The organism is Collinsella sp. AM28-11LB (assembly GCF_003469895.1).
Taxonomy (GTDB): Bacteria; Actinomycetota; Coriobacteriia; order Coriobacteriales; family Coriobacteriaceae; genus Collinsella.
The window spans coordinates 45433-70074 of record NZ_QSKJ01000005.1; the positions used below are offsets into that span (position 1 = coordinate 45433).

Annotated in this window: 25 protein-coding genes; 4 read left to right on the forward strand and 21 right to left on the reverse strand. The window is 60.4% G+C overall.

From position 1 onward, the window contains the following. Positions 1–320 precede the first annotated feature (320 nt). Together DW732_RS04650 and DW732_RS04655 are read right to left on the reverse strand one after the other, a co-directional pair. A complete protein-coding gene (locus tag DW732_RS04650; protein WP_118098942.1) occupies positions 321–1712 on the reverse strand; it encodes an ATP-binding protein in 1392 nt (463 codons plus the stop codon). Between the two features lie 314 nt (positions 1713–2026). Then, the gene (locus DW732_RS04655) at positions 2027–2647 is read right to left on the reverse strand and encodes a TetR/AcrR family transcriptional regulator (RefSeq protein ID WP_118098943.1); all 621 of its coding nucleotides are present in this window, start codon (positions 2645–2647) and stop codon (positions 2027–2029) included. A 156-nt stretch (positions 2648–2803) separates the two neighbouring features. Here DW732_RS04655 and DW732_RS04660 point away from each other — a divergent pair, with 156 nt between their 5' ends. Then, positions 2804–3541: an SDR family NAD(P)-dependent oxidoreductase gene (locus tag DW732_RS04660; protein WP_117734339.1), complete on the forward strand. Its 738-nt coding sequence runs from the start codon at positions 2804–2806 to the stop codon at positions 3539–3541. Between the two features lie 208 nt (positions 3542–3749). Here the strand turns inward: DW732_RS04660 and DW732_RS09965 are convergent, their stop codons facing one another. The 6 genes from DW732_RS09965 to DW732_RS04690 form a co-directional block, all read right to left on the reverse strand. Next, on the reverse strand, positions 3750–5432 hold the full coding sequence (locus DW732_RS09965; protein WP_233539360.1) for a molybdopterin cofactor-binding domain-containing protein: 1683 nt from the start codon (positions 5430–5432) through the stop codon (positions 3750–3752). Between the two features lie 12 nt (positions 5433–5444). Then, positions 5445–5924, reverse strand: coding sequence for a 4Fe-4S binding protein (locus tag DW732_RS04675; protein WP_118098944.1), 480 nt, complete (start codon positions 5922–5924; stop codon positions 5445–5447). A gap of 11 nt (positions 5925–5935) precedes the next feature. Next, the gene (gene ygfK / locus DW732_RS04680) at positions 5936–8935 is read right to left on the reverse strand and encodes a putative selenate reductase subunit YgfK (protein ID WP_118098945.1); all 3000 of its coding nucleotides are present in this window, start codon (positions 8933–8935) and stop codon (positions 5936–5938) included. Positions 8936–9085: 150 nt separating this feature from the next. Further along, the gene (locus tag DW732_RS04685; protein ID WP_118098946.1) at positions 9086–10015 is read right to left on the reverse strand and encodes an amidohydrolase family protein; all 930 of its coding nucleotides are present in this window, start codon (positions 10013–10015) and stop codon (positions 9086–9088) included. A 195-nt stretch (positions 10016–10210) separates the two neighbouring features. Then, a complete protein-coding gene (locus DW732_RS10070; protein WP_233539361.1) occupies positions 10211–10366 on the reverse strand; it encodes a hypothetical protein in 156 nt (51 codons plus the stop codon). Then, positions 10367–11104 carry a uracil-xanthine permease family protein gene (locus DW732_RS04690; protein WP_233539362.1) on the reverse strand — a complete coding sequence of 246 codons (738 nt, stop codon included), beginning with the start codon at positions 11102–11104 and terminating at the stop codon, positions 10367–10369. Between the two features lie 581 nt (positions 11105–11685). On the opposite strand from DW732_RS04690, the gene DW732_RS04695 reads away from it, so the two are divergent. Beyond that, entirely contained in the window at positions 11686–12342 is a 657-nt protein-coding gene (locus DW732_RS04695; protein WP_233539363.1) for a transcriptional regulator, read from the forward strand. A gap of 220 nt (positions 12343–12562) precedes the next feature. On the opposite strand, the gene DW732_RS04700 is transcribed toward DW732_RS04695, so the two are convergent. Continuing rightward, entirely contained in the window at positions 12563–12940 is a 378-nt protein-coding gene (locus tag DW732_RS04700; protein WP_117743063.1) for a RidA family protein, read from the reverse strand. Positions 12941–13237: 297 nt separating this feature from the next. Between DW732_RS04700 and DW732_RS04705 the strand changes: the two genes are divergently transcribed. Beyond that, positions 13238–15733 (forward strand): U32 family peptidase, encoded by a 2496-nt coding sequence (locus tag DW732_RS04705; RefSeq protein ID WP_118098947.1) that lies wholly within the window; start codon positions 13238–13240, stop codon positions 15731–15733. Positions 15734–15748: 15 nt separating this feature from the next. After that, positions 15749–16408 (forward strand): RluA family pseudouridine synthase, encoded by a 660-nt coding sequence (locus DW732_RS04710; protein WP_233539364.1) that lies wholly within the window; start codon positions 15749–15751, stop codon positions 16406–16408. 363 nt (positions 16409–16771) lie between these two features. Here DW732_RS04710 and DW732_RS04715 read toward each other — a convergent pair whose 3' ends face one another. The 12 genes from DW732_RS04715 to rplB form a co-directional block, all read right to left on the reverse strand. Further along, positions 16772–18262, reverse strand: coding sequence for a PTS fructose transporter subunit IIC (locus tag DW732_RS04715; protein WP_118098949.1), 1491 nt, complete (start codon positions 18260–18262; stop codon positions 16772–16774). A 182-nt stretch (positions 18263–18444) separates the two neighbouring features. Beyond that, complete coding sequence (locus tag DW732_RS04720) at positions 18445–19191, reverse strand: DeoR/GlpR family DNA-binding transcription regulator (protein ID WP_117734333.1); 747 nt, start codon at positions 19189–19191, stop codon at positions 18445–18447. A 3-nt stretch (positions 19192–19194) separates the two neighbouring features. Continuing rightward, positions 19195–20274 (reverse strand): Gfo/Idh/MocA family protein, encoded by a 1080-nt coding sequence (locus DW732_RS04725; protein ID WP_118098950.1) that lies wholly within the window; start codon positions 20272–20274, stop codon positions 19195–19197. 358 nt (positions 20275–20632) lie between these two features. Beyond that, complete coding sequence (gene rplX / locus DW732_RS04730; RefSeq protein ID WP_099432059.1) at positions 20633–20938, reverse strand: 50S ribosomal protein L24; 306 nt, start codon at positions 20936–20938, stop codon at positions 20633–20635. Between the two features lie 13 nt (positions 20939–20951). After that, complete coding sequence (rplN, locus tag DW732_RS04735) at positions 20952–21320, reverse strand: 50S ribosomal protein L14 (protein WP_117734331.1); 369 nt, start codon at positions 21318–21320, stop codon at positions 20952–20954. Between the two features lie 118 nt (positions 21321–21438). Continuing rightward, positions 21439–21699 carry a 30S ribosomal protein S17 gene (gene rpsQ / locus DW732_RS04740; protein ID WP_118098951.1) on the reverse strand — a complete coding sequence of 87 codons (261 nt, stop codon included), beginning with the start codon at positions 21697–21699 and terminating at the stop codon, positions 21439–21441. 16 nt (positions 21700–21715) lie between these two features. Beyond that, a complete protein-coding gene (rpmC, locus tag DW732_RS04745; protein WP_006235039.1) occupies positions 21716–21931 on the reverse strand; it encodes a 50S ribosomal protein L29 in 216 nt (71 codons plus the stop codon). Continuing rightward, the gene (gene rplP, locus DW732_RS04750; RefSeq protein WP_117734329.1) at positions 21931–22368 is read right to left on the reverse strand and encodes a 50S ribosomal protein L16; all 438 of its coding nucleotides are present in this window, start codon (positions 22366–22368) and stop codon (positions 21931–21933) included. The genes rpmC and rplP overlap by 1 nt, the downstream gene beginning before the upstream one ends. Continuing rightward, positions 22368–23078, reverse strand: a complete 711-nt coding sequence (gene rpsC, locus DW732_RS04755) for a 30S ribosomal protein S3 (RefSeq protein ID WP_006235037.1) — start codon at positions 23076–23078, stop codon at positions 22368–22370. Before rpsC ends, rplP begins: the two co-directional genes overlap by 1 nt. 6 nt (positions 23079–23084) lie before the next feature. After that, positions 23085–23456 (reverse strand): 50S ribosomal protein L22, encoded by a 372-nt coding sequence (gene rplV / locus DW732_RS04760; protein WP_006235036.1) that lies wholly within the window; start codon positions 23454–23456, stop codon positions 23085–23087. Between the two features lie 14 nt (positions 23457–23470). Beyond that, positions 23471–23731, reverse strand: a complete 261-nt coding sequence (rpsS, locus tag DW732_RS04765) for a 30S ribosomal protein S19 (RefSeq protein ID WP_006235035.1) — start codon at positions 23729–23731, stop codon at positions 23471–23473. A gap of 32 nt (positions 23732–23763) precedes the next feature. Next, positions 23764–24594, reverse strand: coding sequence for a 50S ribosomal protein L2 (gene rplB / locus DW732_RS04770; protein ID WP_055250219.1), 831 nt, complete (start codon positions 24592–24594; stop codon positions 23764–23766). Positions 24595–24642: the final 48 nt, after the last annotated feature.

The window sequence follows — 24642 nt, forward strand, 5'->3', positions numbered from 1 at the left end:
GACACGCCTTCCGTCCCAGGCCTCTACCGGAAAATGCGTCCCACCCTGAGGCTCGATTCCGGGACACGGTTTCCGTTTGAAGCCCCGATGGGAAAGCGTGTCCCGTTCCGAGAGCTCATTCCGGGATGCAGTTTCCGCTAGAGATGCCACCGGGAAAGCGTATCCCGTTTTGGAGCCGAATTCCGGGACGCAGTTTCCGCTTGAGGCCCTATCCGGAAACGGCATCCCACTCTGAGGCCGAAATCTGGAACGCACTTTCCGCCAAAGGTCGCAAAAGGAAAGCACATCCCATTCCCAGCATCAAATCAGGACGCGCTTAGTTATCTCCGCTCGCACATCTCGGCAAACGAAATCAGCTTGGTATCTCCCCTGCTCTTCGCAGCTTCCTGACATCCTTGCGTAAAGCCACGCTTCGAGAAGATCACGTAGCTTTTTTGCTGCCGCCTAAAGAGCTCGCTTCGATGCACGAGCTTTTGCAGCACGTCTTCGCCCACCGGCTCATTGCGCCATTTGCATTCCGCAAACAGCGCAGCGCCATCACCATCATCAACAATCAAGTCGATTTCTTCCTGCATATGCGTGCGATTATCCGTCCCCCACCAACGCCCGACGCTCGCTGGAACCACATCGAGCTGGTCCGCGCGCGCGAGTTCGTACACGTATTGTCTGCATATAAGCTCAAAGACCGTACCCATGTAATCCGATACGTGCGGCTCAATGCGCTTATACGCCATCTCGGCCATATCGTTTTGAATCAGCCCAATGTTCTGCGGCACAAACTTATACCAGAACCTAAACATCTGGTCGCTCAGCAGATACACGGCTCGCTTATTGCTCGTCTCGTTTAGGGGCAGCTCGCGCTCGACAATCCCAAGCGACGCCAGCTTATCCACATAGCTCTTTACGTTGCTCGCAGGGATTCCCGTAGAGCTCGCAATCTCCGAGATCTTCGAGCGCCCCTGAGCAATTGCTTGCACGATCGCATCATATTGCTCGGGATTGCGGCACTCTTGCAATAGCAGGTTACTCGGCTCCTCAAAGAGATAGCCCGTAGGAGTAAGAAAAAGACGTTTGATGTTGTCCTTGAGCGGCGCGGCAGGATCGACTTTCTCGATATACGCGGGAATGCCGCCCGTCATGCCATAGCAAACTGCAGCGTCTTCGCGACTCATGCTCTGCCACAGGCCGAGGGTCGTCGTAAAATCGAGCGGCATGATCTTAAACTGGGCCGTACGCCTACCGTATAGTGGGCTCTCGTAGCCCAACACCTGTTCCTCCATAAACGAAAGAGACGAGCCGCATAGAATCAGCATGAGCTTGGTCTCTTTGTACAAGTGATCGATCTTGTCTTGCAGCAACGAGCTAATCTCGGGATTTGATTGAGCGAGATAGGGATACTCGTCAATCACGACAATCAAACGTTCCGCGCGGGCCATGGTGGCTAACGCATCGAATGCCTCGTCAAAACTACGAAACGACACACCCGCAGCACCAACCGAGCCCGCAAGTATCGCCTGGCTAAAGCCGTGCAGGTTTGCCTCTGCGTTAGTACGACGAGCTTGAAAGTAAATAGCCTTCTTGCCTTGGATGAACTCTGTGATAAGACGCGTTTTACCCACACGACGACGGCCGTAAATCACAGGCATCTCAAAGGAGCCCGTGCCATACAGTCGATTGAGCTCGGACATTTCCGCTGTTCTTCCGATAAACATAGGGCCTCCCTTCCTTTACGTTATAGTTAGCTATATTATACCTTCCTATAATATAGCTAACTATAACGTAATATGGCAATCGGCACGCATGCGAAAGAGGCGGCGCCCCGCCACACGTGGAATGTCCCGGAAGCACCGGGGCAAATCCGCCCTACGAGCGCTTGTCGGACTTTCCAAGGCACTCAAGCAGCGTTCGAAGAAAAAGAAGAGGGGTCGACGCCGTTAAGGCATTGACCCCTTGATCTAAGTAACGGCGTCGCCCAGCTTTCCACCACTTGGGCTGCCGTCGACCTTATTTTACCCGCGGCACTAATTTAGGACAGCTCGGCAAACGAGATCAGCCCAACGTCTCCCCTACTCTCCGCGCCATCCGAATTCTCAAAACGCAAGGCGTCCCCCGGCGACAAGTGGTCAATCACCCCTGCGATGCGCTTGGCCATTTGTGGTGCAGCTGGCTCATATCCGTGAGCATCCCAGTAGCGCAGATAATCCGCGAACTGGCGCGTGGTCGCATAGTAGAACAGGTCATAGTCGAGCTCGGCATCGGAGCAGTTGGGGCGAGCGTTCGCCATAATGCGAAAATCGACGAGCGCGCACGCACAGAACTCATCGAAGCCGTGCCCAGGAATCTGCGACGACAGAATGGCATGGTACTCCGCTCGATGCTGCATTACGTGTTCGAGGATATGCCGCACCATGTCCTCCATGTTGCACTGCGAATCACGCAGATCGTTCGCGAGGATTCGAGCATACATCGCGGTATGCTCTTTGACGAGCGCGGCGGCGAGCGCATTTTTGTCCGAGAACTGACGGTAGAAACCCGTGCGTCCGTAGCCGCTACGACCGATGATGTCACTCGCCGTTATCTTGGAATACGACTTTGTTCGCAGTAACTCGACAAGCGCCTCTAAGTATGCTTTCCTCGAGCGATTCATGGATTACCGGCTTCGCAAAATGAATGATGGTTAATTATGTGTTCTCTTATGAACACTTTTGGATATTTTATCCCCTAGTAATGCCGAATGAAATAGACCAAACTTAGTTTATCAGCGGTTTTGATACCGTAATTCGCAACATAACGGAGGGAACAGATGGGCAAACTTGATGGAAAGGTCGCAATCGTCACGGGCGCGACGTCGGGCATTGGCCAGGGTGTCGTCTGGTGCTATTGCGAGGAAGGTGCCAAGGTCGTTTTCTGCGGTCGACGCCGCGAAAAGGGCGAGGCATTCGAAAAGGAGCTCCGCGATGCTGGGCATGACGCGACCTTTGTGCAGGCGGATATGACAAACGAGCAGGATGTCGATATGCTCTTTTCCGCGACCATCGAGGCGTATGGCAAACTCGATATCTTGGTCAACAACGCCGGCATGATGACTAACTTCCAGGTCGAGACCATGGACATCGCCAACGATTTCGACCGCGTGATGGCCCTCAACCTTCACAGCTACGTCTATGCCACGCAGCTTGCCGTCAAAGCCATGACGGACGGCGGCGCAATCGTCAACGTCGCAAGCATCGGCGGCCTTGGCGGTTGCCCCGGTATGAGCAGCTACGGCGCCAGCAAGGCTGCCACGCTCTCGTTCACTCGCTCGATGGGCGCGGAGCTCGCTCCCAAGGGCATTCGCGTCAACGCCATCTGTCCCGGAACGATCTTCTCCGAGATGATGCCGCGCGACGGCGAATTCACCCAATACACGCTGGCAAAGATTCCCATGGGTCGCGGCGGAGAGCCGCGTGAGATTGGCACGGTCGCCGTGTTCTTTGCGAGCGATGATTCCAGCTACGTAACGGGAACGCAGCTCATCGTCGACGGTGGCATGACCGCCTAGACATGGTTGCCGCACACACCGCGGCGCTTGGGCGATTGAGCGATGCGGCGGTTTTTTGGTTCTGCCTCATATAATCCAATGCCTCCTGCCCGGCCCTTCGAAAGAGGGGTCGGGCTTTTGTTGTGACCGAGGGGCGATGGAAGGCACGGCATATACAGTTGATGTTGAGCGCGGACGATCTGTCAGCAATGGCCGTCCGCGCTCTACCCTAGCCGCGGTGACGGACGCGGCTGTAGGGCGTATCCACCATGGGCAGATCCGGACGCAGCTTGCCATCAAACGCGCGATAGGCGTTCTGCACGGCGGGCGCCGTGGGGATCGTTGCGATCTCGCCGATGCCCTTGCCGCCGTATGCCACGGGCAGCAGCTCGTCCTTCTCCACGTAGATGGCGTGGATATCCGGAATCTCGGGCGCACGGAACAGCCCAAGCGTACCGTACCTTGCCTGGGGTACGCAGTCCTTGAGCGGCCAGTCCTCGGTAAGCGCATAGCCCATACCCATGAGCACGCCACCTTCGATCTGACCCTGGATGGAGATGGGGTTGACCACCTTGCCGGAATCGTGCGCGGCATAGACCTCGCTCACGCGGCCGTCATCGTCCAAAATGACCACATGTGTGGCAAAGCCGTAGCAGATGTGGCTCTTGGGGTTGGGAACATCCGCACCCAGCTTGTCGGTCGGCTCCAGGTACACGTAGCCAAACTCACATCCCTCGAGCGCCTTGATGGCGGCCGCGGGATCCTGAGGATGCATACCCTGGCCGGCGACGAGCTCCTGCGTGTGCAGCTGATAGGCGCGACCGTCGTCGTACTCGATCTTGACGCCGTCGCCATGCGCATTCACGGGAGCGGCGGGCGCAGACTTGCCGGCCTCGATGTCAAGCATGGCATCGCGCAGCAGGAAGGCGGCACCGCGCACGGCCTCGCCAGTCACGACCGTCTGTCGCGAGCCAGACGTGGTGCCGGAGTCGGGAGCGTTCTCGGTGGAGCACTCGCCGTTGGCAATGCAGTGAAGCGGCAGGCCACATGCCTCGGCAACGTCCTGCAAAAAGACGGTGTTGCAGCCCTGGCCGATGTCGGACGTGGCGGCGTAGACCACGGCGCGGCCATCCTCGACGCGAATCTTGCAGCGGCCGGCATCGGGCAGGCCAACGCCCACGCCGGCGTTCTTCATGGCGCAGGCGATACCGGCGTGTCCGGGATGCGCATAGTGGGCATCCTTGACCTCGAGCAGTGTCTCCTTCAGCGCCGTGGAGCAGTCGGCAATCTGACCGTTGGGCAAAACCTCGCCCGGCTCGATGGCGTTGCGGTAGCGAATCTCCCACGGATCCAGGCCGACCTTCTCTGCCAGCAGGTCGATCAGGCTCTCGAGCGCAAACTCGGACTGGCAGACGCCAAAGCCACGATACGCGCCGGCGGGCGGGTTGTTGGTGTAGTAGCCAAAGCCGCGAATGTCGGTGTTCTGGTACTTGTAGGGGCCGACGGCATGCGTGCAGGCGCGCTCGAGCACCGGGCCGCACAGCGACGCGTAGGCGCCGGTGTCAAAGTTGATCTCGCAATCTAGGCCGGTAAAGTTGCCCTCGGCGTCGCAACCCAGCGTAAAGGTACCGTCCATGGCATGGCGCTTGGGATGGAACGCGAGCGACTCGGCGCGCGTGAGCTTGCACTTCACAGGACGCTGGAGCTTATAGGCAGCAAGCGCGGTGGTCAGTACGCACGCCTTGACGGCCGCACCGTCCACATGGATGGTGCAGGTACCGCAGGCACCCTCGGAGCAGCCGTCCTTGGCGGAGTGAATGTGTAGGTCATCGCGCAGATGGCGCAGCAACGGTTTGTTTTGGGTCGTCGTGCGCTCCACGCCGTTAACGGTAAAAGTGAATTCCTGTGCCATGGTGATTCCCTTCTACACGCCGGCGGCGATGCCGGTGCGATCGTGGATGGCTCCATGAGGGCAGACGACGGCGCACATGCCGCACGACAGGCAGTCCGCACCGTCGATATGGGCGCAGTTGTCCTCGATACGGATAGCGCCGGCAGGGCACTTTTTGGCGCACATACCGCAACCGATGCAGCTCGTGTCGCAGATCTTACGCGCGATGGCGCCCTTGTCGGTGTTGTTGCAGCGCACCAAGATGTTCTGGTAACCGGGAACGAAGGCGATCACGCGCTGTGGACACGCCATGCCGCACAGGCCGCAGCACGTGCACTTGGAGCGATCTACGCGGGCGACACCATCAACCAGCGCAATGGCGCCGTGGGGGCAGGCCGTGACGCAGGCGCCGCAGCCAATGCAGCCTTCGCTGCAGCGGGCGTCGCCGCCTGCGGAGGCGCAACCGCTTCCGCAGGCAACGTAGGCCACGTTATGTTGAATGGATTTGGCCATAAGAGACTCGCCTATTTCTTAAGAAGGTACGAATAGTTGTCGCGCACGGCCTTGATGGTCAGGCGGACGGCCTCGGGCAGACCGGTGTTGACGGCATCGACCGAGACGGTGCGGACCGTACCGGCGACGCGGACCTTAAAGTGGTCCTCGTCCACGGCCAGGAAGCCTTCGTTCTCGGAGTTCTCCATGTCCTGCTCGCTCCAGAACAGGGTGAGCTTGTCCTTGTAGGGACGACCCTCCTGGTAGGGGCAGAACACGGCGCAGTTGCCGCACTCGTTGCACATTCCGTCGACATGTACGACCTGATACTTGGCCAGGCCCGGCACCTTAATGGCCACGTTGGCGCGGTTGGGGCACACGTCGCAGCAGACCTCGCACACCGAGCCGCAGCCCAGGCAGCGAGTCTTGGTGCAGTTGCACTTGTCGCGGCACAGCAACCCCTTGCGCTCGTAGCAGGTGTCCTCGCGACCGGCCTGCTCGTTGCAGTCGGCGTACCTGTTAAAGTCCACACCGGCGATGGCACGGGCAACCTCGGCGGCATCGACGATAGTCTCGACCACGGTGGCCGGACCGCGGCGGCAGTCGCCGGCAGCCCAGACGCCCTCGACGCCGGTGGAGGTGGCGGCAAGGCGGCCGCGACGGTCGTGCTCGACGCCCGCGGCATCGTACAGGCTGGCATCGTTGCCCTCGCCCACGGCGCAGATCACCGTGGTGGCGGGAAGCTCGACGGTCTCGCCCGTGGCGACGGGGCTGCGACGACCGCTTGCATCAGGCTCGCCAAGCTCCATAACGTCGCAGGTCAGCACGGCGCCGTTGAGCGCCTTGGGCGCCAGCAGCTCGCAGAACTCAACGCCATCGGCAAGAGCAAAATCGAGCTCTTCCTCGTCGGCAGGCATCTGCTTCTTGGTGCGGCGATACACCAGGCGCACGTTCTTCACGCCTGCCAGGCGCTTGGCCACACGGGCAGCGTCCATGGCGGTGTTGCCGGCGCCGATGACTACGACGTCCTCGCCCAGCTCGAGTTTCTCGCCCTTCTTGGCGGCCTCGAGGAACTCCAGCACGTCGAGCTCGGCACCCTCGCCCAAGCCCGCAGAGCCGGGCATCCAGGCGCCGGTGGCCACGACCACGTCGGTGAAGCCCTGGGCCTTGAGCTCGTCGATGGAATCCACGCGAGCGTTGAGCTGCACCTTGGCGCCAAAGGCCAGGCAGAGCTCGGCGTCGTGGGAGATATCGTCGCTGGCGATACGGAACTCGGGGATCACGTGACGGACCACGCCGCCGAGCGAGTCGCGGGCCTCAAAGATGGTGACGGGCACGCCGGCACGCGTCAGGAAGAACGCCGTCGCCAGACCGGCAGGGCCGCCGCCGATAACGGCAACGTTGCGCTCGCCGTCGTTGGCGATGGCCTGGGCGCGCAGCTTGGGCAGCACGGCGGTCATGGCCTCGCGGGCGGCCTTGAGCTTGCTGGTGCGGATCTGGGCGCCCTCGGGCTCGTAGAACGCACGCTCGCAGGAACGGCCGCAGGGATGCGGGCAGATGGTACCGGTAATGAACGGCAGGGCGTTGCGCTCGATGATGATGTTAAGCGCGTCCTCGTAGCGGCCCTCGTCAACAGCCGCCAGGTAGGCGGGAATATCCTGCTGGATGGGGCAGCTCGTACGGCACGGCGTGGTAAAGCAGTCGGAAAGCGGGCTCTTGCCGGCGACCTTGCGGTCGGGCAGCGGGCGCAGCGGCTTCTTGTAGAGCGGGTTGGTGAGCGAGTCGGTCTGGATCGCAGTCACGGCCTCGAGAGAGACGCCCGCGAACGGCTTGCCGTCCAGGTCGGTAAACTCGCCGGCCATCTGGCTAAAGCGCTCGTAGCCACCGGGCTTGAGCACATCGGTCGCCAGGGTAACGGGCCAAATGCCGGCATCGTACAGAGCACGGATGTTGTAGACCGTGGCACCGCCGGAGTAGCTGATACGCAGCTTGCCATCGAACTGCTCGGCAATGCGGCGGGCGGCCTCGATGGTCAGCGAGAACAGCGAACGGCCCGACATGTACATCTCGGTGGAGGGCAGCTCGTTCCTCGTCACATCGACGGGGAACGTGTTGGTCAGCTTGACGCCAAACTCCAGGCCGCGCTCGGCGCACAGGGCGATCAGGCGCTCGAACATGGGCACGGCGTCGGCCCACTGCAGGTCCTCGCGGAAGTGCGTGTCATCGAAGACGATGTAGTCAAAGCCCAGCTCGTTCAGACGCTGGCGGGCAAACTCATAGCCCAGCAGCGTGGGGTTGCACTTGATGTAGGTGTTGAGGCCCTTCTCGGTGATCAGATAGGTCGCGATGCGCTCGATCTCCGCCGGCGGGCAGCCATGCAGCGTGGACTCGGTAATGGAGTTGGAGACACGCGCCGGGATGGACTCGACAAACGCGGCATCGACATGCTCAAACTTGTCCAGGTTAGCGAGCGCCCACGTGCGGCACTCGTTCCAGACGTCAGAGCCGCTGGCGTCCTTCATGCCCTCGATGTAGGCGTCGGCCTTGGGGCTCTTAATACCCTCGAGGTCATAACCCACGGACATGTTGAAGACAAAGCCGTCCGGGCTTCCCAGGCCGTACTCGCGAGCGATCAGGTGGCAGGCGAACCATGCCTTCACGTACTCGGCAAAGGCCTGCGGAACCTCGAGCTCGGTCGACCACTCGCAGTTGTAGCACTCGTCCTGCGCCACAATGCAGGGCTTGTTGACGCAGTTGGAGAGCTCCTCGCCATCCATCACCTGAACGGTCTTGAGCTCAAAGAAACGAGAACCGGCCACGTAGGATGCCACGATGTTCTGGGCAAGCTGCGTGTTGGGGCCGGCAGCCGGGCCAAACGGGGTCTCGATGCGCTCGTCAAAAATGGGAAGCGCGCCCTCCTGGTTGGTCGTGACCATCTTGCGCACGCCAAAGATGGCGTCCTGGGTCTTATGCTCCTCGATGATCCAGTTCATCAGCTGCGAAAACGGGATCGGCCTCATGATGTCGCTCATAGTGAGCTCCTCTCTGTAGCGCCCGGCGAGACCGCGCGGCGGGCGCAAATACGGTGTAGCGCTAGCACAAGCGCCGGCGACCCCGCGGAGGTCGCCTATACGCGCGTCGGATGCGGCGAAACATCCGACGCGCGTGAATCTACTTGTTAATTAGTAGGCGCGATCGTTGAGCGTGCTCCAGAGCTTCTTGGACTCGGCCATGGTCCACGCGTTGATCTTGTCCTCATCAATGCCAACGAACTCGCGATCCTTGTACAGGACGCGGCCGTTGATGATGGTGGTGCGGCAGTTTTTGCCCATCATGCCAAAGAGCATGTGGCCGTCGATGTTCTCCTCGCTCAGCGGCGTAAAGGGCTTGTAGTCCATGACGATGACGTCGGCGGCAGCGCCGGGCTCAAGCACACCGAGCTTACGATCGAAGTACTTGCTGGCCATCTTGGCGTTGTTCTCGAACAGCATGGTCATAGCCTCGCACCAGCCCACGTTGGGCATGGCGGCGATCATGTGGTTGTCGTTATCGCGACGCTCCTTGGCGGCCCACTGGGCAAATTCGGCGTTTTCGGTAATGACCTGGTCGCATTTTTCCTGGCCGCGGCGATCGGAGACCTCGTAGCACAGGCACGAACGCATGCCCAGCTCCTGAGCTGCATCCTTAATGGTAAAGAGGCTACCCGGAATCTCGCAGAAGATCGCATGGTGATCGAAAATCGTGGTGACGCCATCGCGGATGGAATCCAGGATCGTGGCATAGGCGCTGGCCTTGGTGCCGGCGAGGGTCAGGTTGTCGTCGATCTTCCACCACTGCTGCTCAAGATTCTCCAAGAAGTTGGTGGGGTTGCAGCCCTTGATGGCAAGGCCGCGGGCCAGACCCGAGTAGATGTGGGTGTGGCAGTTGACGAGTCCGGGCATGATGAGGTTGCCCTGGGCGTCGACGTACTCGGCATCCGGGTACTTGGCCTTGAGCTCGCACTCGGGGCCCACTTCGACGATTGTATCTCCGTCAATGGCGACCGCACCGTTTGGAATGAACGGAGTCTGAGCGTTGCGGGTTAAAACGGAACCGTTAGCGACCAGAAGCATGGATGCTCCCTTCAGCATCAGGGGCGGGATTTGACACCTCTGACATGGCGGAGTGCGAAGTGCCGGCCTACACCGGAAACGGGCCCTCTCCCGTCAACGCTTCACCAAAGGGACAAACCCATTGAAGTGCGGCCTATCGCCGCATGGCGTCGGCGGACGAGGCGATACGTCCGCCGACGAATAGCACCGAATTGGTTACTTCTTGCTCTCGGGCAGGACCAGGTCCACGGCAGCGTCCTTGGCAGCATCGATGTGCTGAGCCACGACCGGCGTCTGCGGAAGGATCAGGTTGAGCACGATAGCCATGATGACGGTGGGGGTCACGGCGTTGGAGCCGATGACGGTGGACACTCAGGCGGGCATGCCTTCGCCGGCAAGGCAACCGCTGGCCATCCAGATACCCAGGCCAAAGACAACGGAGGTGCCGACGATGGTGGTGGTGCGCTGCGTGAGGCCCTCGCGGGTGAACATGCGCACGCCGTTCATGGTGATGATGCCAAAGACGCCGACGGTCGCGCCGCCGATGACGGGCTGCGGGATAGCGGAAAGGACGGCAGAGAGCTGCGGGAACAGGCCGGCGATGGCAAAGACGGCTGCGATGATCACAAAGACCCACTTGTTGACGACCTTGTTGGAGCAGATGATGCCCACGTTCTGGCCAAGGGCGCTGGTGGGAAGACCGCCCAGCAGACCGCCGACCATAGAAGTGAGGCCCTGGGACACGATAGCGCCGGAGAGTTCGCGCTCGGTGGGCATACGGTCGATGGAGCCCAGGCAGGCGGCGGAGACGTCACCGATAACCTGGATGGCAACCATGGGGAACACGGCGGCGAGGGTGATGCAGACCTCGGGATCAAACTCGAGCGCATAGGGCATGAGCTTGGGAAGGGCGAAGACCTGAGCGGTGGCGACGCTGGAGAAGTCGATCATGCCAAAGGGGATGGAGACGATCATGCCAAAGAACACGGAGCCCAACTTGAGCGTGCCCTTGCCAAAGTTGGCGAGCGCAAAGACCACGACAAAGGTGATAAGAGCGACGCACCAGGCCTGCGGGGTGCCCCACAACGGCGTACCCATACCGCCGGCCATATACTTGACGGCCGTGGGATAGAGAGACGCCAATGGAGAAGATGACCGTACCGGTCACGACGGGCGGGAACAGCTACTTGATCTTGCTGTAGGCCAGACCAAAGAGGACCACAACGGCGCCGCCGACGATCTCGCCGCCCAGCAGCGCACCAAAGCTAAAGCCTTAACGGGAGGCATGCCTTCGCGAGTGAACAGGGCTTCAGTGCCGTTCGTAACCGTCTCCTGGGTCATTTGACCACCAATCCTCGAAGTAGTTGTTTTCGCATCTAACGCTCTATTGTGACGCAGTGCGGGGTTGAGGTTGTGCCTTCGTTGCATATCGCATTAAAGATGATTCTCATTCTCAATAATAATTTTTTGTTATCAGACTAGTCTTCAGCTGAGAAAACGCATTTCAGCAGGTCAGAAAAGTGTCTGGTCAAAATAACATCTAACTTTTCTTTTGGTCGACTGCTTACCGCCAAAATCCTACCGTTCGTCTGTATTACGCAATGTACCTGCGGATATGCGAGATGATGGGCAGCGTGTTACCATGAGAAAAACTGTTATGAACACTTCGATAGAACCCAAAGGAGTTGCCCGTGAACGAGACCGTACGTCGCTTTTTGCCGATGGTCGATTTCTTGGAGCAGGTACTCGGTAAGAACAGCGAAATCGTGCTGCACGATTTCTCGGATCCCGACCACGCCATCGTCGATATCCGCAACGGCATCGTGAGCGGCCGCAAGGTCGGCGGTCCCGCCACCGATCTGGCACTCAAGATCATGCACGACGCCAAGTATCGCGACCTGCCATTTATCACGGGCTACGAGGGGCGCGGTGCTGGCGGCAAGACGTTGGAGTCAGCGACGTACTTTATCCGCGAGAATGACGAGATCGTCGGTATGCTCTGCGTCAACACCGACCTCTCGACCGTGCGTTCCATCAACGCCATGGCACAGCAGCTCATGGCGTGCTTCGACGCGGCGCCGACGCGCACGGAGCCCGCGTCTATCGAGGTCGAAAGCCTTTCGGAGTCCACACAGGAGCTCATCGACCGCAGTATTTCCGAGTTGCTCGAAAGCCGCGGAATGGAAGTTTCTTCGCTCGGCCAAGCCGACCGCGTCGATGTTATCCGCCATCTCAACGGCAACGGCGTGTTTATGCTCAAGGGCGCCGTGGCCTGCGCCGCCTCCGCGCTGGGCATCTCTGAGCCCAGCGTATACCGCTACCTGCAAAAGGTCCGCAAGAAGGGCTAACGAGCAGAATGGAGCGCGGGTAGTCTTTTTGGGACGGGGCTATTTTAGCTACCCTCCCTCTGCCCGTGATCTCGATGAGCCGCAAGTAAAATCAATCTTGCATGTAGGGGTAGCTAAAATAGCCCCGTCCCAAAAAGACTACCCCTGACACAAAGAACCCTGCAGCTTCGCACGCGCTGCAGGGTTCTTTTGCATGTCATGGCTTGTTTTCGCCTACATCTTAGAGAGCGGCGATGACCTCGATCTCAACGAGACCGCCAGCCGGAAGGGCAGCAACCTGGAAGGCGCTGCGCGCGGGGAACGGAGCCTCGAACTTGGAGGCGTAGATCTCGTTCACAGCAGCGAAGTCGGCAATGTCGGCCAGGTAGACCGTGGTCTTGACGACATCGGCAAACGTGGCGCCGGCAGCGGTCAGCAGGGCCTCAACGTTAGCGAGAGACTGCTTGGCCTGGGCCTCGACACCCTCGGGCATCTTGCCGGTCGCAGGGTCAATGCCCAGCTGGCCGGACAGGAACACCATGTTGCCGGTCTGGATACCGGGGGAATACGGGCCGATGGCGGCCGGTGCGTTATCAGAAGAAACAACGCTCTTGCTCATGCTCTTCTCCTTACAAGCAAAAGGGAACGGGAGCGCGGCATTCATACCGGGAGGCACAATTCGGTCTGAATGCCGCGCTTGATTGGATGGTAACCAAGGTTTTCGCGCTGTGCAAGAATTTTATTATTGTGCGAGAAAGATTTATTGCCTAACGGTTTCTCCGAACCGCCGAACGGTTCTCTTCTGGGACAGAAGCCCCAAGCTGCTGAAGACTTTATCCCGCTTGGGCCACGGGCATCTCCTGCCGCGGCGGCGCCACTATACTTTTGAGTATCTGAGCATTTTGAAAGGCAGGATATGACCGCAACCGCCAGCCGAACCACCAACCGCAGGCCCGAGCTTTTGGCCCCAGCCGGAGGCCCGGAGCCCTTTGCCGCCGCACTCGCCGCCGGGGCCGATGCCATCTACTGCGGCATGGGCAGCTTCAATGCCCGCCGCAAGGCGACCAACTTTACCGACGAGGCCTTTGAACAGGCTTGCCGCGCCGCGCACCTGGCCGGTTCGCGCGTCTACGTCACGGTGAACATCGTCATCAAGCAGTCCGAAATGGATGATGCGCTGCAGCTCATCCATCGCTGCTCCACGCTGGGCGCCGATGCCTTTATCATCCAGGACTGGGGCCTGTTCTTTGAGGTCAAGCGCACCATGCCGAGCATCGAGACGCACATCTCGACCCAGGCGAATATCCATGACGACCGCGGAACCATCTGGTGCCGCGAGCAGGGCGCCGACCGCGTAACCCTCTCGCGTGAGCTCTCCATCGACGAGATCGCCGCTATCCACGACGCCGCGCCCGATGTCGACCTCGAGGTCTTTAGCCACGGCGCCATCTGCTTTTGCTACTCGGGCCTGTGCCTGCTCTCGAGCTTTGCCATGGCGGGCCGCTCGGCCAACCGCGGTATGTGTGCCCAGCCCTGCCGCCTGCCCTACGAGCTGATCGACGAGGGCGGCCGCACGCTCTCCCCTGCCGGGCGCGAGCGCGCGCTGTGCCCGCGCGACACCAACACCTCGCAGCTCGTGCGCCGCCTGTATGACGCCGGTGCCGCGTCGCTCAAGCTCGAAGGCCGCATGAAGGCCCCCGATTACGTGTATTCCATCGTCGATGTGTATCGTCATCAAATTGACGATATGCTGGCCGATGTTTCGACCTCCAAGGACGAACAAGCCGCTCGCCAGCGCCAGCTCAAGCGCTGCTTTAACCGCGACTTTACGCATGCCTACCAGGATGGCACCTCGGGCGACGAGATGATGAGCTACGAGCGCTCCAACAACCGCGGCCAGATCGTGGGCACGGTACTGGGCAGTCGTCTGGCAAATTGCGACGTGCGCGGCCTTAAGCCCGACGACCGCCGTCGCCGCGCCGCCATCGCCCGCATTGAGCTGTTTGAGCCCGTCGGCAAGGGCGATCTGTTGGAGCTTCGTCACGACGATGAGTTCGACCAGTTCCTGACCACCATCGCCGCCGATGATGCCGCCGCCGGCGACGTCATCGAGTGCCGTGTGCCTCGCAGCATGCCCGAAGGGTGCCGTGTGCGCGTGATTCGAAGCCAGCGTGCCATTGACGCTGCTGGTGCCGCGCTCAAGCGCGACGTGCTGCGCCGCCGCGCCGTGGATGTTACCGTCGTGGCGCGTCTGGGCGAACCGTTTACCGTCACGCTTACTTGTTGCGACGACCCCGCGCTCACCGCTACCGCCACGGGCTTTACCGTCGAGGCCGCCAAGACCCGCGCCGTCGAGGCGTCCGATCTGGTAGAGCATGTGGGCCGCATGGGTTCCTCGCCCTTTGAGGCCGCGAGCTTTGATGTGGCACTCGATGAGGGCTGCGGCATGGGCTTCTCCGCTGTGCACAAGGTGCGCACCGCCGCCTGCAAGGCGCTGGAGGAGGCCATTCTGGCGCCGTATGAGGAGCGTGCCCGCACGCTCGAGCTGCCGGCGATTGTAACCAATGATTCCCGCCCCGCGCCCGCACACTACCGTGATGAGCCGCAAATCTGCGCCACCGTCACCACGCTCGAGGCTGCCGAGGCAGCCCGCGCGGAGGGCGCAACGCGCATCTACATGACCACCGACGTACTCGATGCGGCCGGGCTCTCCCCCACCGATGCATTTGAGCAGGGTATCGTGCCCGTACTCGACGAGGTCTGCCGCGCCGTTGACCACGCGCGCATTGACCCGTGGGTTGTTGCCGGTGCCACGGTCGCTATTGGCAACATCTCTGAGCTTGCCCTGGCCGCCCAGGTTGGCGCCACGGCGGAGGTCCGCTCTTGCCTGCCCGTGCACAACGTGCCTTGCATGGAGGCACTTGCCGAGCGCGGAGCCGGCGCGTTTTGGCTCTCGCCCGAGATCACACTCGACGAGATCGTCTCGCTTGGCACCGCCGCGCCTGCAGCCTTGGGCATCACCGTGTTCGGCCGCCCGCGCGTTATGACGAGCGAGCACTGCATTCTGCAGGTTGCCAACGGGTGCATCCACGATTGCGCCAACTGCCGCCTGCGTGCCCGCAAGCTCTCGCTCAAGAACATCGATGGCAAGGTCATGCCCGTGCGCACCGACATTCACGGCCGCTCGCGCCTGTACGACGCCTACCCCATCGACCTCACGCCGCAGGTGCCGCAGCTGCTCGATGCCGGCGTGCGCCGTCTTATGGTCGACGGGACACTTCTGGATGTCGACGAGGTGGGCCGCGCCGTCGCGCGCGTCCGTCGCGCCGTCGAGGCAGCACAAGCCGGCCGCAAGCCCGCCGCCCGCCTACGCGGGGCGACCTCGGGCTGCATGTTTGTGGGAATCAGCTAACCGAAAGGCTTACACGTGAACGAAGAACCTCAAGTCCTCTACTGCGACGCTTGGCTCATGGCCATCGACAAGCCCGCCGGCATGATCGTCCACGGCGACGGCACCGGCGAGCGCACGCTCACCGACTACGCCAGCGACCTGCTGCTGGCGATGGGCGACGGCTTTGCCGCGACCGACATGCAGCCGCTCAACCGCCTGGACCGCGACACCACCGGCGTGGTGCTGTTCTCGCTCGACAAGCAGACGCAGCCCGCCTTTGACCAGATGGTCATCGACCACGCTTTCGAAAAGCACTACCTGGCGCTCGCCGAGGGCAAGATCGACTGGAATGAAAAGCTCATCGACAAGCCAATCGCCCGCGACCGCCACGACAGCCGTAAGATGCGCGTTGGCGCCAGCGGTAAGGCGTCTCAGACGCGTGTCAAGGTGCTCAAGCGCCTCAAGAGCCGCCGAGGCCTGCCCACGCGCTCGTATATAGATGTCGAGCTGCTCACCGGCCGCAAACACCAGATCCGCGTGCACCTGGCAAGCGAGCGTCATCCCCTGGTTGGCGACGACCTGTACGGCACGCCGCGTCCTTGCGGCCTCATGCTCCACGCCCACAGCGTGTCCTTTACGCATCCCGTAACCGGCGAGCACATCCACATCGAGGCCCCCTGCCCCTGGGAGCCCTAAACCACCACAATGGGGACAGGCACCTTTGTGGTGGTTTTGCCGCAATGGCTCAGCCGCGGTCCCAAAACGTCTCGATCTGTAACAGTTAGAAACCGTTTTCCGGTCTATCTGTTATAGATTGAGACATTCAAATCCCCCTTAAGGAAAAATCTCAATCTGTAACAGTAACTCGGCAAAATCGGTCACAGATGTTACAGATTGAGACATTATGGAGTCACCAGAAAAAGTATCTCGACCTGTAACAGCTGGAGCCCATAGTCCCCTCCTCCTGTTACAGATCGAGACAAATCCCCCGACAGCAAAGACGGCAACGCCGCACATGAACGTTGCCGCCTTTCCATTGGCAAAACTTTTTCGTTCCCGCTACTCGGCAACCTTGTCGAGAGGCTTCTTAAGGAAGCTCAGGACCAAGCAGCCGACCACGGCACCGATAGCAAGGGCCAGCAGATACTGCACCGGGTTTGTGATGACCGCGATAACCCAGGCGCCACCGTGCGGAGCGGGGCTCGCGCAACCAAAGAGCATCGACAGGCCGCCAGCGGTCGCAGAACCCAGGATGCAGGCGGGCAGTACGCGAAGCGGATCGGCCGCGGCAAAGGGAATGGCGCCCTCGGTGATAAACGACAGACCCATGATGTAGTTCACCAGACCCGCCTTACGATCGGCCTCGGTCCAACGGTTCTTAAAGAACGTGGTGGAAAGCGCGATGACCAGCGGCGGCACCATACCGCCCGCCATGACGGCAGCCATGATCATGTTGCCCTGCAGCGTTTGCTCGGCAAGGGCCGCGGTGCCAAAGACATATGCGGCCTTGTTGATGGGACCACCCATGTCGGTCGCCTGCATACCGGCGCAGATAATGCCCAAAAGAACGATGCTCGTGCCCGAAAGGCCATTGAGCGCGCCGCTAATGGCGGTGTTGATAACACCCATGATCGGGTTAACGGCCATCATAAAGAGGCTCGTAAAGAGAATGCCCAGGACGGGGTAGATGAGCATGGGCTTGATGCCATCGAGCGACTCGGGTAGCACGCTTGCAGCCTTCTTGAGCGCATTGACGATAATACCGGCGGCAAAACCGACCAACAGCGCACCGAGGAAGCCCGCGGAGACGAGCTGCGCCTGCGCGTCCGCATCCATGGCTGTCGTGAGGTAGCCCAGCGTAAAGCCCTGCTTTGCAATCCAGCCGCCCACAAAGCCCGCGGCCAGGCCCGGACGATCGGCAATGGACATGGCAATGTAGCCCGCAAGGATGGGGAGCATAAAGTTGAACGCCTGGTTGCCCGCAAGGTTAAAGAAGGCCGCGACCGGAGTGCTATGGCCGTATGCGCTCGTGCCCAAACCCGCCTGGTCCAACAGAAACGAAAGCGCCATAAGGATGCCGCCGCCAACGACAAAGGGGAGCATGTGCGAAACGCCGTTCATGAGGTCCTTGTAGACCCTACGACCCAACCCCTCGGATTCGCCCTCGGCAGCCGCCTGTACCGCGGCGCCGCCGGACACATGATGAATAGGAGCATTGCCCGCAAGCGCAATATTAATAAGCTCCTCGGCGTCATTAATGCCACGCGTCACCGCACAGGAGTAAACCGGTTTGCCATCGAAGCGATCGAGCTCGACATTTTTATCCGCCGCAATGATGACACCCCTGGCACCAGCGATGTCCGCCGCGGTCAGCACATTTTTAGCGCCGCCCGAACCCTGAGTTTCGACCTTAATGCTCACGCCCATCTTGGCTGCTTGATCCTCCAGACCTTTGGCCGCCATAAACGTGTGCGCAATGCCCGTGGGGCACGCCGTGATCGCAACCACGTCGTATGCCCCTCCCCCTGTTTTCTGATCCAAAGCCGACATTTCTCCTCCTTTTGAACGAGCAGACCCCACCCCTCCCGCACGGAAGGGTCAAAACCTGCATATTGCCTTGTAAACGAGATATTGCTCAGACCTATGAAGATCTGTTATTAAGCCAGACCGTGCGCCCGATGTGCCCGCAGGCGCACGGTTCTAGGTGGAAAACTGACGTGAAGAATGCACCCTTAAGCGATGATGACGTTCTCCATTGCCTGGTACTTGGCGGGGACCTCGCCTGCGGTGATAATCGCTGCGTCGCGGAAGTCTGCGAATTTGACGGGTGCCACCATGCCAAATTTACTGGCATCCGAGATTACGAAGCGTTTAGCCGTATGGCGCATCGAGATACGCTTGACTTGCGCTTCCTCGATATCGGGCGTCGTGAAGCCCTGCTCGGCGGCGATACCGTTAGAACCCCAAAAGCCGCAGTTGAAGTTGTAGCGATCTAGGGCTGCCAGGGCATCGGGGCCAACGAGCGCCTCGGTCTCGGGCTTGAGCTCGCCGCCCAGCACCACGGTTCTCATGCCGCGTACAGCGAGATGCTGGGCATGGAGCACGGAATCGGTCACATAGGTGACCCCTTCGAGATGCGGAAGATGTTCGATGAGCCTGAGCGTCGTCGAACCCGAATCGATGTACACAAAGCTCTCGGGCTCCACGAGCGCCGCGGCGCGAGCGCAGATGCGCTCCTTGTCGTCGTTATGGAGGTCGCTGCGCTCGCTAATCGTCAGGTCGCGCGTCACGTGTGCACGCTCAAGACTCGTCGCGCCACCGTGCACCTTGGCGATGCGATGTGCTCGGTCGAGCGTCTGAAGGTCGCGACGAATGGTAGAAGCCGTCACGCCCAGGGCATCGGCAAGCTCTGGCACCGTTACAGAGCCGGCCTGCTGAACCATCAACACGATCGCATTGAGCCTATCTTCCGCAAGCATCGCTTACTCCTCCTCGGGGTAGACGACTCCCCAATCGGCGCGGAGCTTGGTCATAAGCTCCATAACATCAGAAGCATAATCCAGAAGTTCGCGCTTGGAATCATCGCCGGCAACGGCCTGCTCGAGGTCAGCCATCTCGTAGCACAGGGCGTAAGCCTCGGTGCCCGCGGTGACCTCCTCGCGGTGGCCGTCTGCAGTCCACACGATGGTCGCGTGATCGGCGCGCGGATATTCGTTGACCTCGATATAGCACTTGTCGAAGCTGATGACCGAGCGCTTGGGCTGCTTGGAGTGGAGCGTGAGGCTCACCACACCCAGCTGCTGTTCGGCATTACGGCAGACGATGCCGCCTGCAACGTCAACGCCGGTCTCGCAGGTGTTGCCAAGCGAAACAATTTCGGTTGGCTGGCTGGCCATGAACAGGCGCATGACCGAAAGAGCATACACGCCAATGTCGAGCATGGCACCGCCAGCAAGGTTGCGGTTGTAGAAGCGATTGGTCAGATCACCGTACTCCTTATAGCTACCAAAGTTGAGCTGGGCGAGGTTCATACGGCCAAAGTCGCCTGCATCCATGCGACGGCGCAGCTCCTGATACAGCGGCATGTGGAGCACCGTGGTGGCATCCATAAGGACCACGTTGTGTTCGGCGGCAATGGCGCGGGCCTCGTCGAGCTCGGCGGAGTTGAGGGTAATGGCCTTCTCGCAGAGCACGTGCTTGCCGGCGGCCAACGCGGCACGCAGATAGGTAATATGCGTGTTGTGCGGCGTGGTGATATAGACGGCGTCGATGTCCGGATCGGCGTAGAGGTCCTCGACCGTTTCATAGACCTTCTCGATGCCATACTGCTCAGCAAAAGCTTGAGCCTTGAACAGCGTGCGGTTGGCGACACCCGCAAGCTTGCGGCCGGCAAGAGCGAGAGATTGGGCCATCTGGTTGGCAATAACGCCGCAACCGATCACAGCCCAACGGAGCTCGGGAGCCGTAAAGATGTCCTCGGGGAACGGCTTGTCCTGGACCGAAGCGAATGCTGCTTTGGCGGCTGCCGCGGCGTCGAGTGGAGCCTGCTTAGAATCTGCCATTATGTGTCTCCTGTGTCATAGAACGTCTTGCATTTCTGACAGCTCTATATTCGCACAAACACGCGCGTCTGTGCGCGTTTTTGCGTATCTCACCGCTAAACGGTCATTATTGCCCCGTAAACGGCACATATATACGCATAGGTGCGTAATTAAACGCAATCTAACGCGCATAAACGCGCACACAAGCAATTTATACAGCACGACCCGCTCATTTATGCTTACCCAGTTAGGGTACTCATGTAAGTCTGTCCCCAATGAGTAACTCATTTAAGTATGTCCCCAATGAGTGGGGATCAAAAAAGGCCCGGGTGCCGTGGGGCATCCGGACCTTTGCTAGCAACTTGATGTTGCGGGCAGCTTAGAACTTGTGGCCGCACTTCTTGCAGACGCGCAGCTTGTTCTTGCCGTCCTTCTCGTGACCGACGCGGGTAACCTTACCGCACTCGGGGCAGACGAGATTAACGTTGGAGGCGTCGATGGGAGCCTCCTGCGAAACGATGCCGCCCTGCTGGTTGGCAGCGTTGGGCTTGACGGCCTTCTTGACGACCGAAACGCCCTCGACAACGACCTTGTTCTCGGCGGGGAGAGCACGCAGGATAACGCCCTGCTTGCCGCGATCCTTACCAGAGAGAACCTGGACCTTATCGCCCTTCTTGATATACATATATCTCCCCTAACTACAGGGTCTCGGGAGCGAGCGAGACGATCTTCATGTACTTCTTGTCACGAAGCTCGCGAGCGACGGGCCCGAAGATACGGGTGCCGACGGGCGAACCATCGTTGTTGATGACGACGCAGGCGTTGTCATCAAAGCGAATGTAGGAGCCATCCTTGCGGCGGATCTCCTTAACGGTGCGAACGACGACGCAACGGACAACGTCCTTCTTCTTGACGTTGGCGCCAGGGGTAGCCTCCTGGACAGCACCGATGAACACATCGCCGATGCCTGCATAACGACGCTTGGAACCGCCAAGCACCTTGATGCAGCGAATCTTGCGAGCGCCGGAGTTGTCGGCGACGTTCAGCATGGTTTGCATCTGAATCATGGTAGATGTTCCTCCGAACTAAGAACCGAAGAGAGGTGCGCAGCCTTTATACGGCCCGTGGTATGCAAGCCAGGCATACGCACATCTTCGGAAACGTACAAGTCGTAAGAGCGACTGCTTATTTAGCGCGCTCGACGACCTCGATGAGGCGCCAACGCTTCATCTTGGACATAGGACGGGTCTCCATAACGCGGACGGTGTCGCCCACGCCAGCCGTGCACTCCTCGTCGTGAGCGTGCAGCTTCTTGGAGCTGGTCATCATCTTGCCGTACTTGGGGTGACGCTTGCGCTCGGTGATGGTGACGACGATGGTCTTGGCACCGGAGACAGAGGTAACGACACCCGTACGGACCTTACGCGTGTTACGCGAATCAGTCATGTTCTCTCCTTAGGTCCTACTCGGCGACAGCGGACTTCTCCGCTGCGATCTCGCGGGCGCGCTGCTCCGTGAGGACACGAGCAATGTCCTTCTTCACGGTGTTAACGCGAGCGGTGTTGTCCAGCTGGCTGGTGGCCATCTGGAAACGAAGGTTAAAGAGCTCGGCGCGCATTTCCTTCAGCTTCTCAACGAGCTGAGCGTCCGAGAGCTCACGAATCTCTGCGGGCTTCATTAGTTCTCCTCCTCGGCCGTCTCTTTAGCGGCAGGCTTAGCGACGATCTTGGTCTTGATGGGGAGCTTGTGCTGCGCCAGACGCAGAGCCTCGCGAGCGACCTCCTCGGGCACGCCCTTGACCTCGAACATAATGCGGCCGGGCTTGACGACGGCCACCCACTCCTCGGGGTTACCCTTACCGGAGCCCATGCGGGTCTCCGCAGGCTTCTTGGTGATGGGCTTATCGGGGAAGATCGTGATGTAGACACGACCGCCACGCTTCATGTAGCGGGTCATGGCAATACGAGCGGCCTCGATCTGACGGTTGGTGATCCAATGGGCCTCGAGAGCCTGGATACCAAACTCGCCGAAATGCAGCTCGGTATTACCCTTGGCCTGGCCCTTCATGGAGCCACGCTGCACCTTGCGGTGAAGAATACGCTTAGGGGCAAGCACTACTGACCCCTCCTCTCGGAGTTACGACGACGAGGACGGGAAGAGCCCTCGAGTGCAGGGTTGGGAACAGGCTGGCCCGGGAGCTTCTCGCCCAGGTAGATCCAGACCTTCACGCCGCAAGCGCCCATGGTGGTGCTGGCGACAGCCGTGCCGTAGTCGATCTTGGCACGGAGGGTGTGCAGAGGCACGCGACCCTCGCGGTACCACTCACGACGGCCCATCTCGGCACCGCCGAGACGACCGGAGCACTGGATACGGATGCCCTTGGCGCCGGCCTTGCGGGCGGACTGGACAGCCTTGCGCATAGCGCGACGGAAGGCAACGCGGCCCTCGAGCTGCTCGGCGATAGACTGAGCAACGAGGTTGGCGTCGAGCTCGGGGCGCTTGATCTCGACAACGTCGACGGAGAGCTGGCCCTTGGAGACGCCAGCGACCTTCTCGAGCTCGGTGCGGAGGGTATCGATCTCGGCACCCTTCTTACCGATGACAACGCCGGGGCGAGCGGTGAGGATGATGACCTTCACCTTGTCGCCAGCGCGCTCGATCTCGACGCGGGAGACAGCTGCGCGGGAAAGACGCTTCTCGAGGTACTTGCGAATCTCGAGATCGTTACCGAGGGTCTTAGCGTAATCCTTCTCTGCGAACCAACGGGAGCGCCAGTTCTCGGTAATGCCAAGACGGAAGCCGGTGGGGTAGACTTTCTGACCCATACAGCTTTACGCCTCCTTTCGAGGAGCAACGACGACGGTGATGTGGGAAGTACGCTTCAGAATACGAGAAGCGGAACCCTTGGCGCGGGGACGGATGCGCTTAAGCGTCGGACCCTCGTCAACATAGGCAGCGGCGACAACCAGGTTGTCGGCACGCAGACCGTTGTTGTTCTCGGCGTTCGCAACGGCGGAACGGAGAACCTTCTCGACATCCACGGCGACAGCGCGGTCGCAGAAGTGGAGGATGTCGAAGGCCTGAGCGACAGGCTTGCGGCGGATCAGATCGACCACCAGGCGGGCCTTGCTGGGGGAAACACGCACGTACTTAGCGACGGCGCGAACCTCGGTGGCCTCAGTTTCAATAGACTTAGTTGCCATTTACGGTTAACCCCCTATTTGGCCTTGTGGCCACGGAACGTACGAGTCGGCGCGAACTCGCCGAGCTTGTGACCAACCATGGACTCGGTAACATACACGGGCACATGCTTGCGGCCGTCGTGGACGGCGATGGTGTGACCAACCATCTCGGGGAAGATAGTGGACGCGCGGGACCAGGTCTTCACGACGTCCTTCTTGCCAGCCTCGTTCATCGCGGTGATACGCGAGAGAAGGCGAGTCTCCACGAACGGGCCCTTTTTGAGACTTCTGCTCATAAGTGCTTTCTCCTAAAACTCGGTATCCGAAATTACTTCTTACGGCGACGAATGATGTGCTGGTTCGAGACCTTCTTCTTCTTGCGCGTACGAAGGCCCTTCGTCGGCTTACCCCAGGGGGTAACAGAGGGACGACCAGAGGTGTGGTTCTTGCCCTCGCCACCGCCGTGCGGGTGGTCGACAGGGTTCATGACGGTACCGCGGACGGTCGGACGCACGTTCATGTGACGCTTACGGCCGGCCTTGCCGATGACGATGTTGGCGTGATCGGCGTTGCCGACCTCACCGACGGTGGCGCGGCAGGTAACGAGGATGCGGCGCATCTCGGAGGAAGGCATACGGACGATAGCGTACTTGCCCTCCTTACCCATCAGCTGGCAGGAGTTACCGGCGGAACGGGCGATAGCAGCGCCCTTGCCCGGCTGGAACTCGACGGCGTGGATGAGCGTACCGACGGGGATGTCGGCGAGGGGCAGAGCGTTGCCCGGCTTGATGTCGGCGTCAGAACCGGACATGATGGTCTGACCGACCTCGAGGCCCTTGGGGGCCAGGATGTAGCGCTTCTCACCGTCAGCGTAGTGCAGCAGAGCGATGCGAGCGGAACGGTTCGGATCGTACTCGATCGTGGCAACCTTGGCGGGCACGCCGTCCTTGTTGCGCTTGAAGTCGATCACGCGGTAACGACGCTTCACGCCGCCGCCCTGGTGGCGGGTGGTGATGCGGCCGTTGTTGTTACGACCGGCCTTCTTGGGCAGGGGCTCGAGAAGAGACTTCTCGGGCTTGGTGCAGGTGATCTCGGAGAAGTCGGAGATCGTCTGCCAACGCCTACCAGCGGAGGTCGGCTTAAGGTGCTTTACAGCCATTACAATCCCTTTCAATAGGAATCCGTTAGCCATCGCAGACAGGGATTC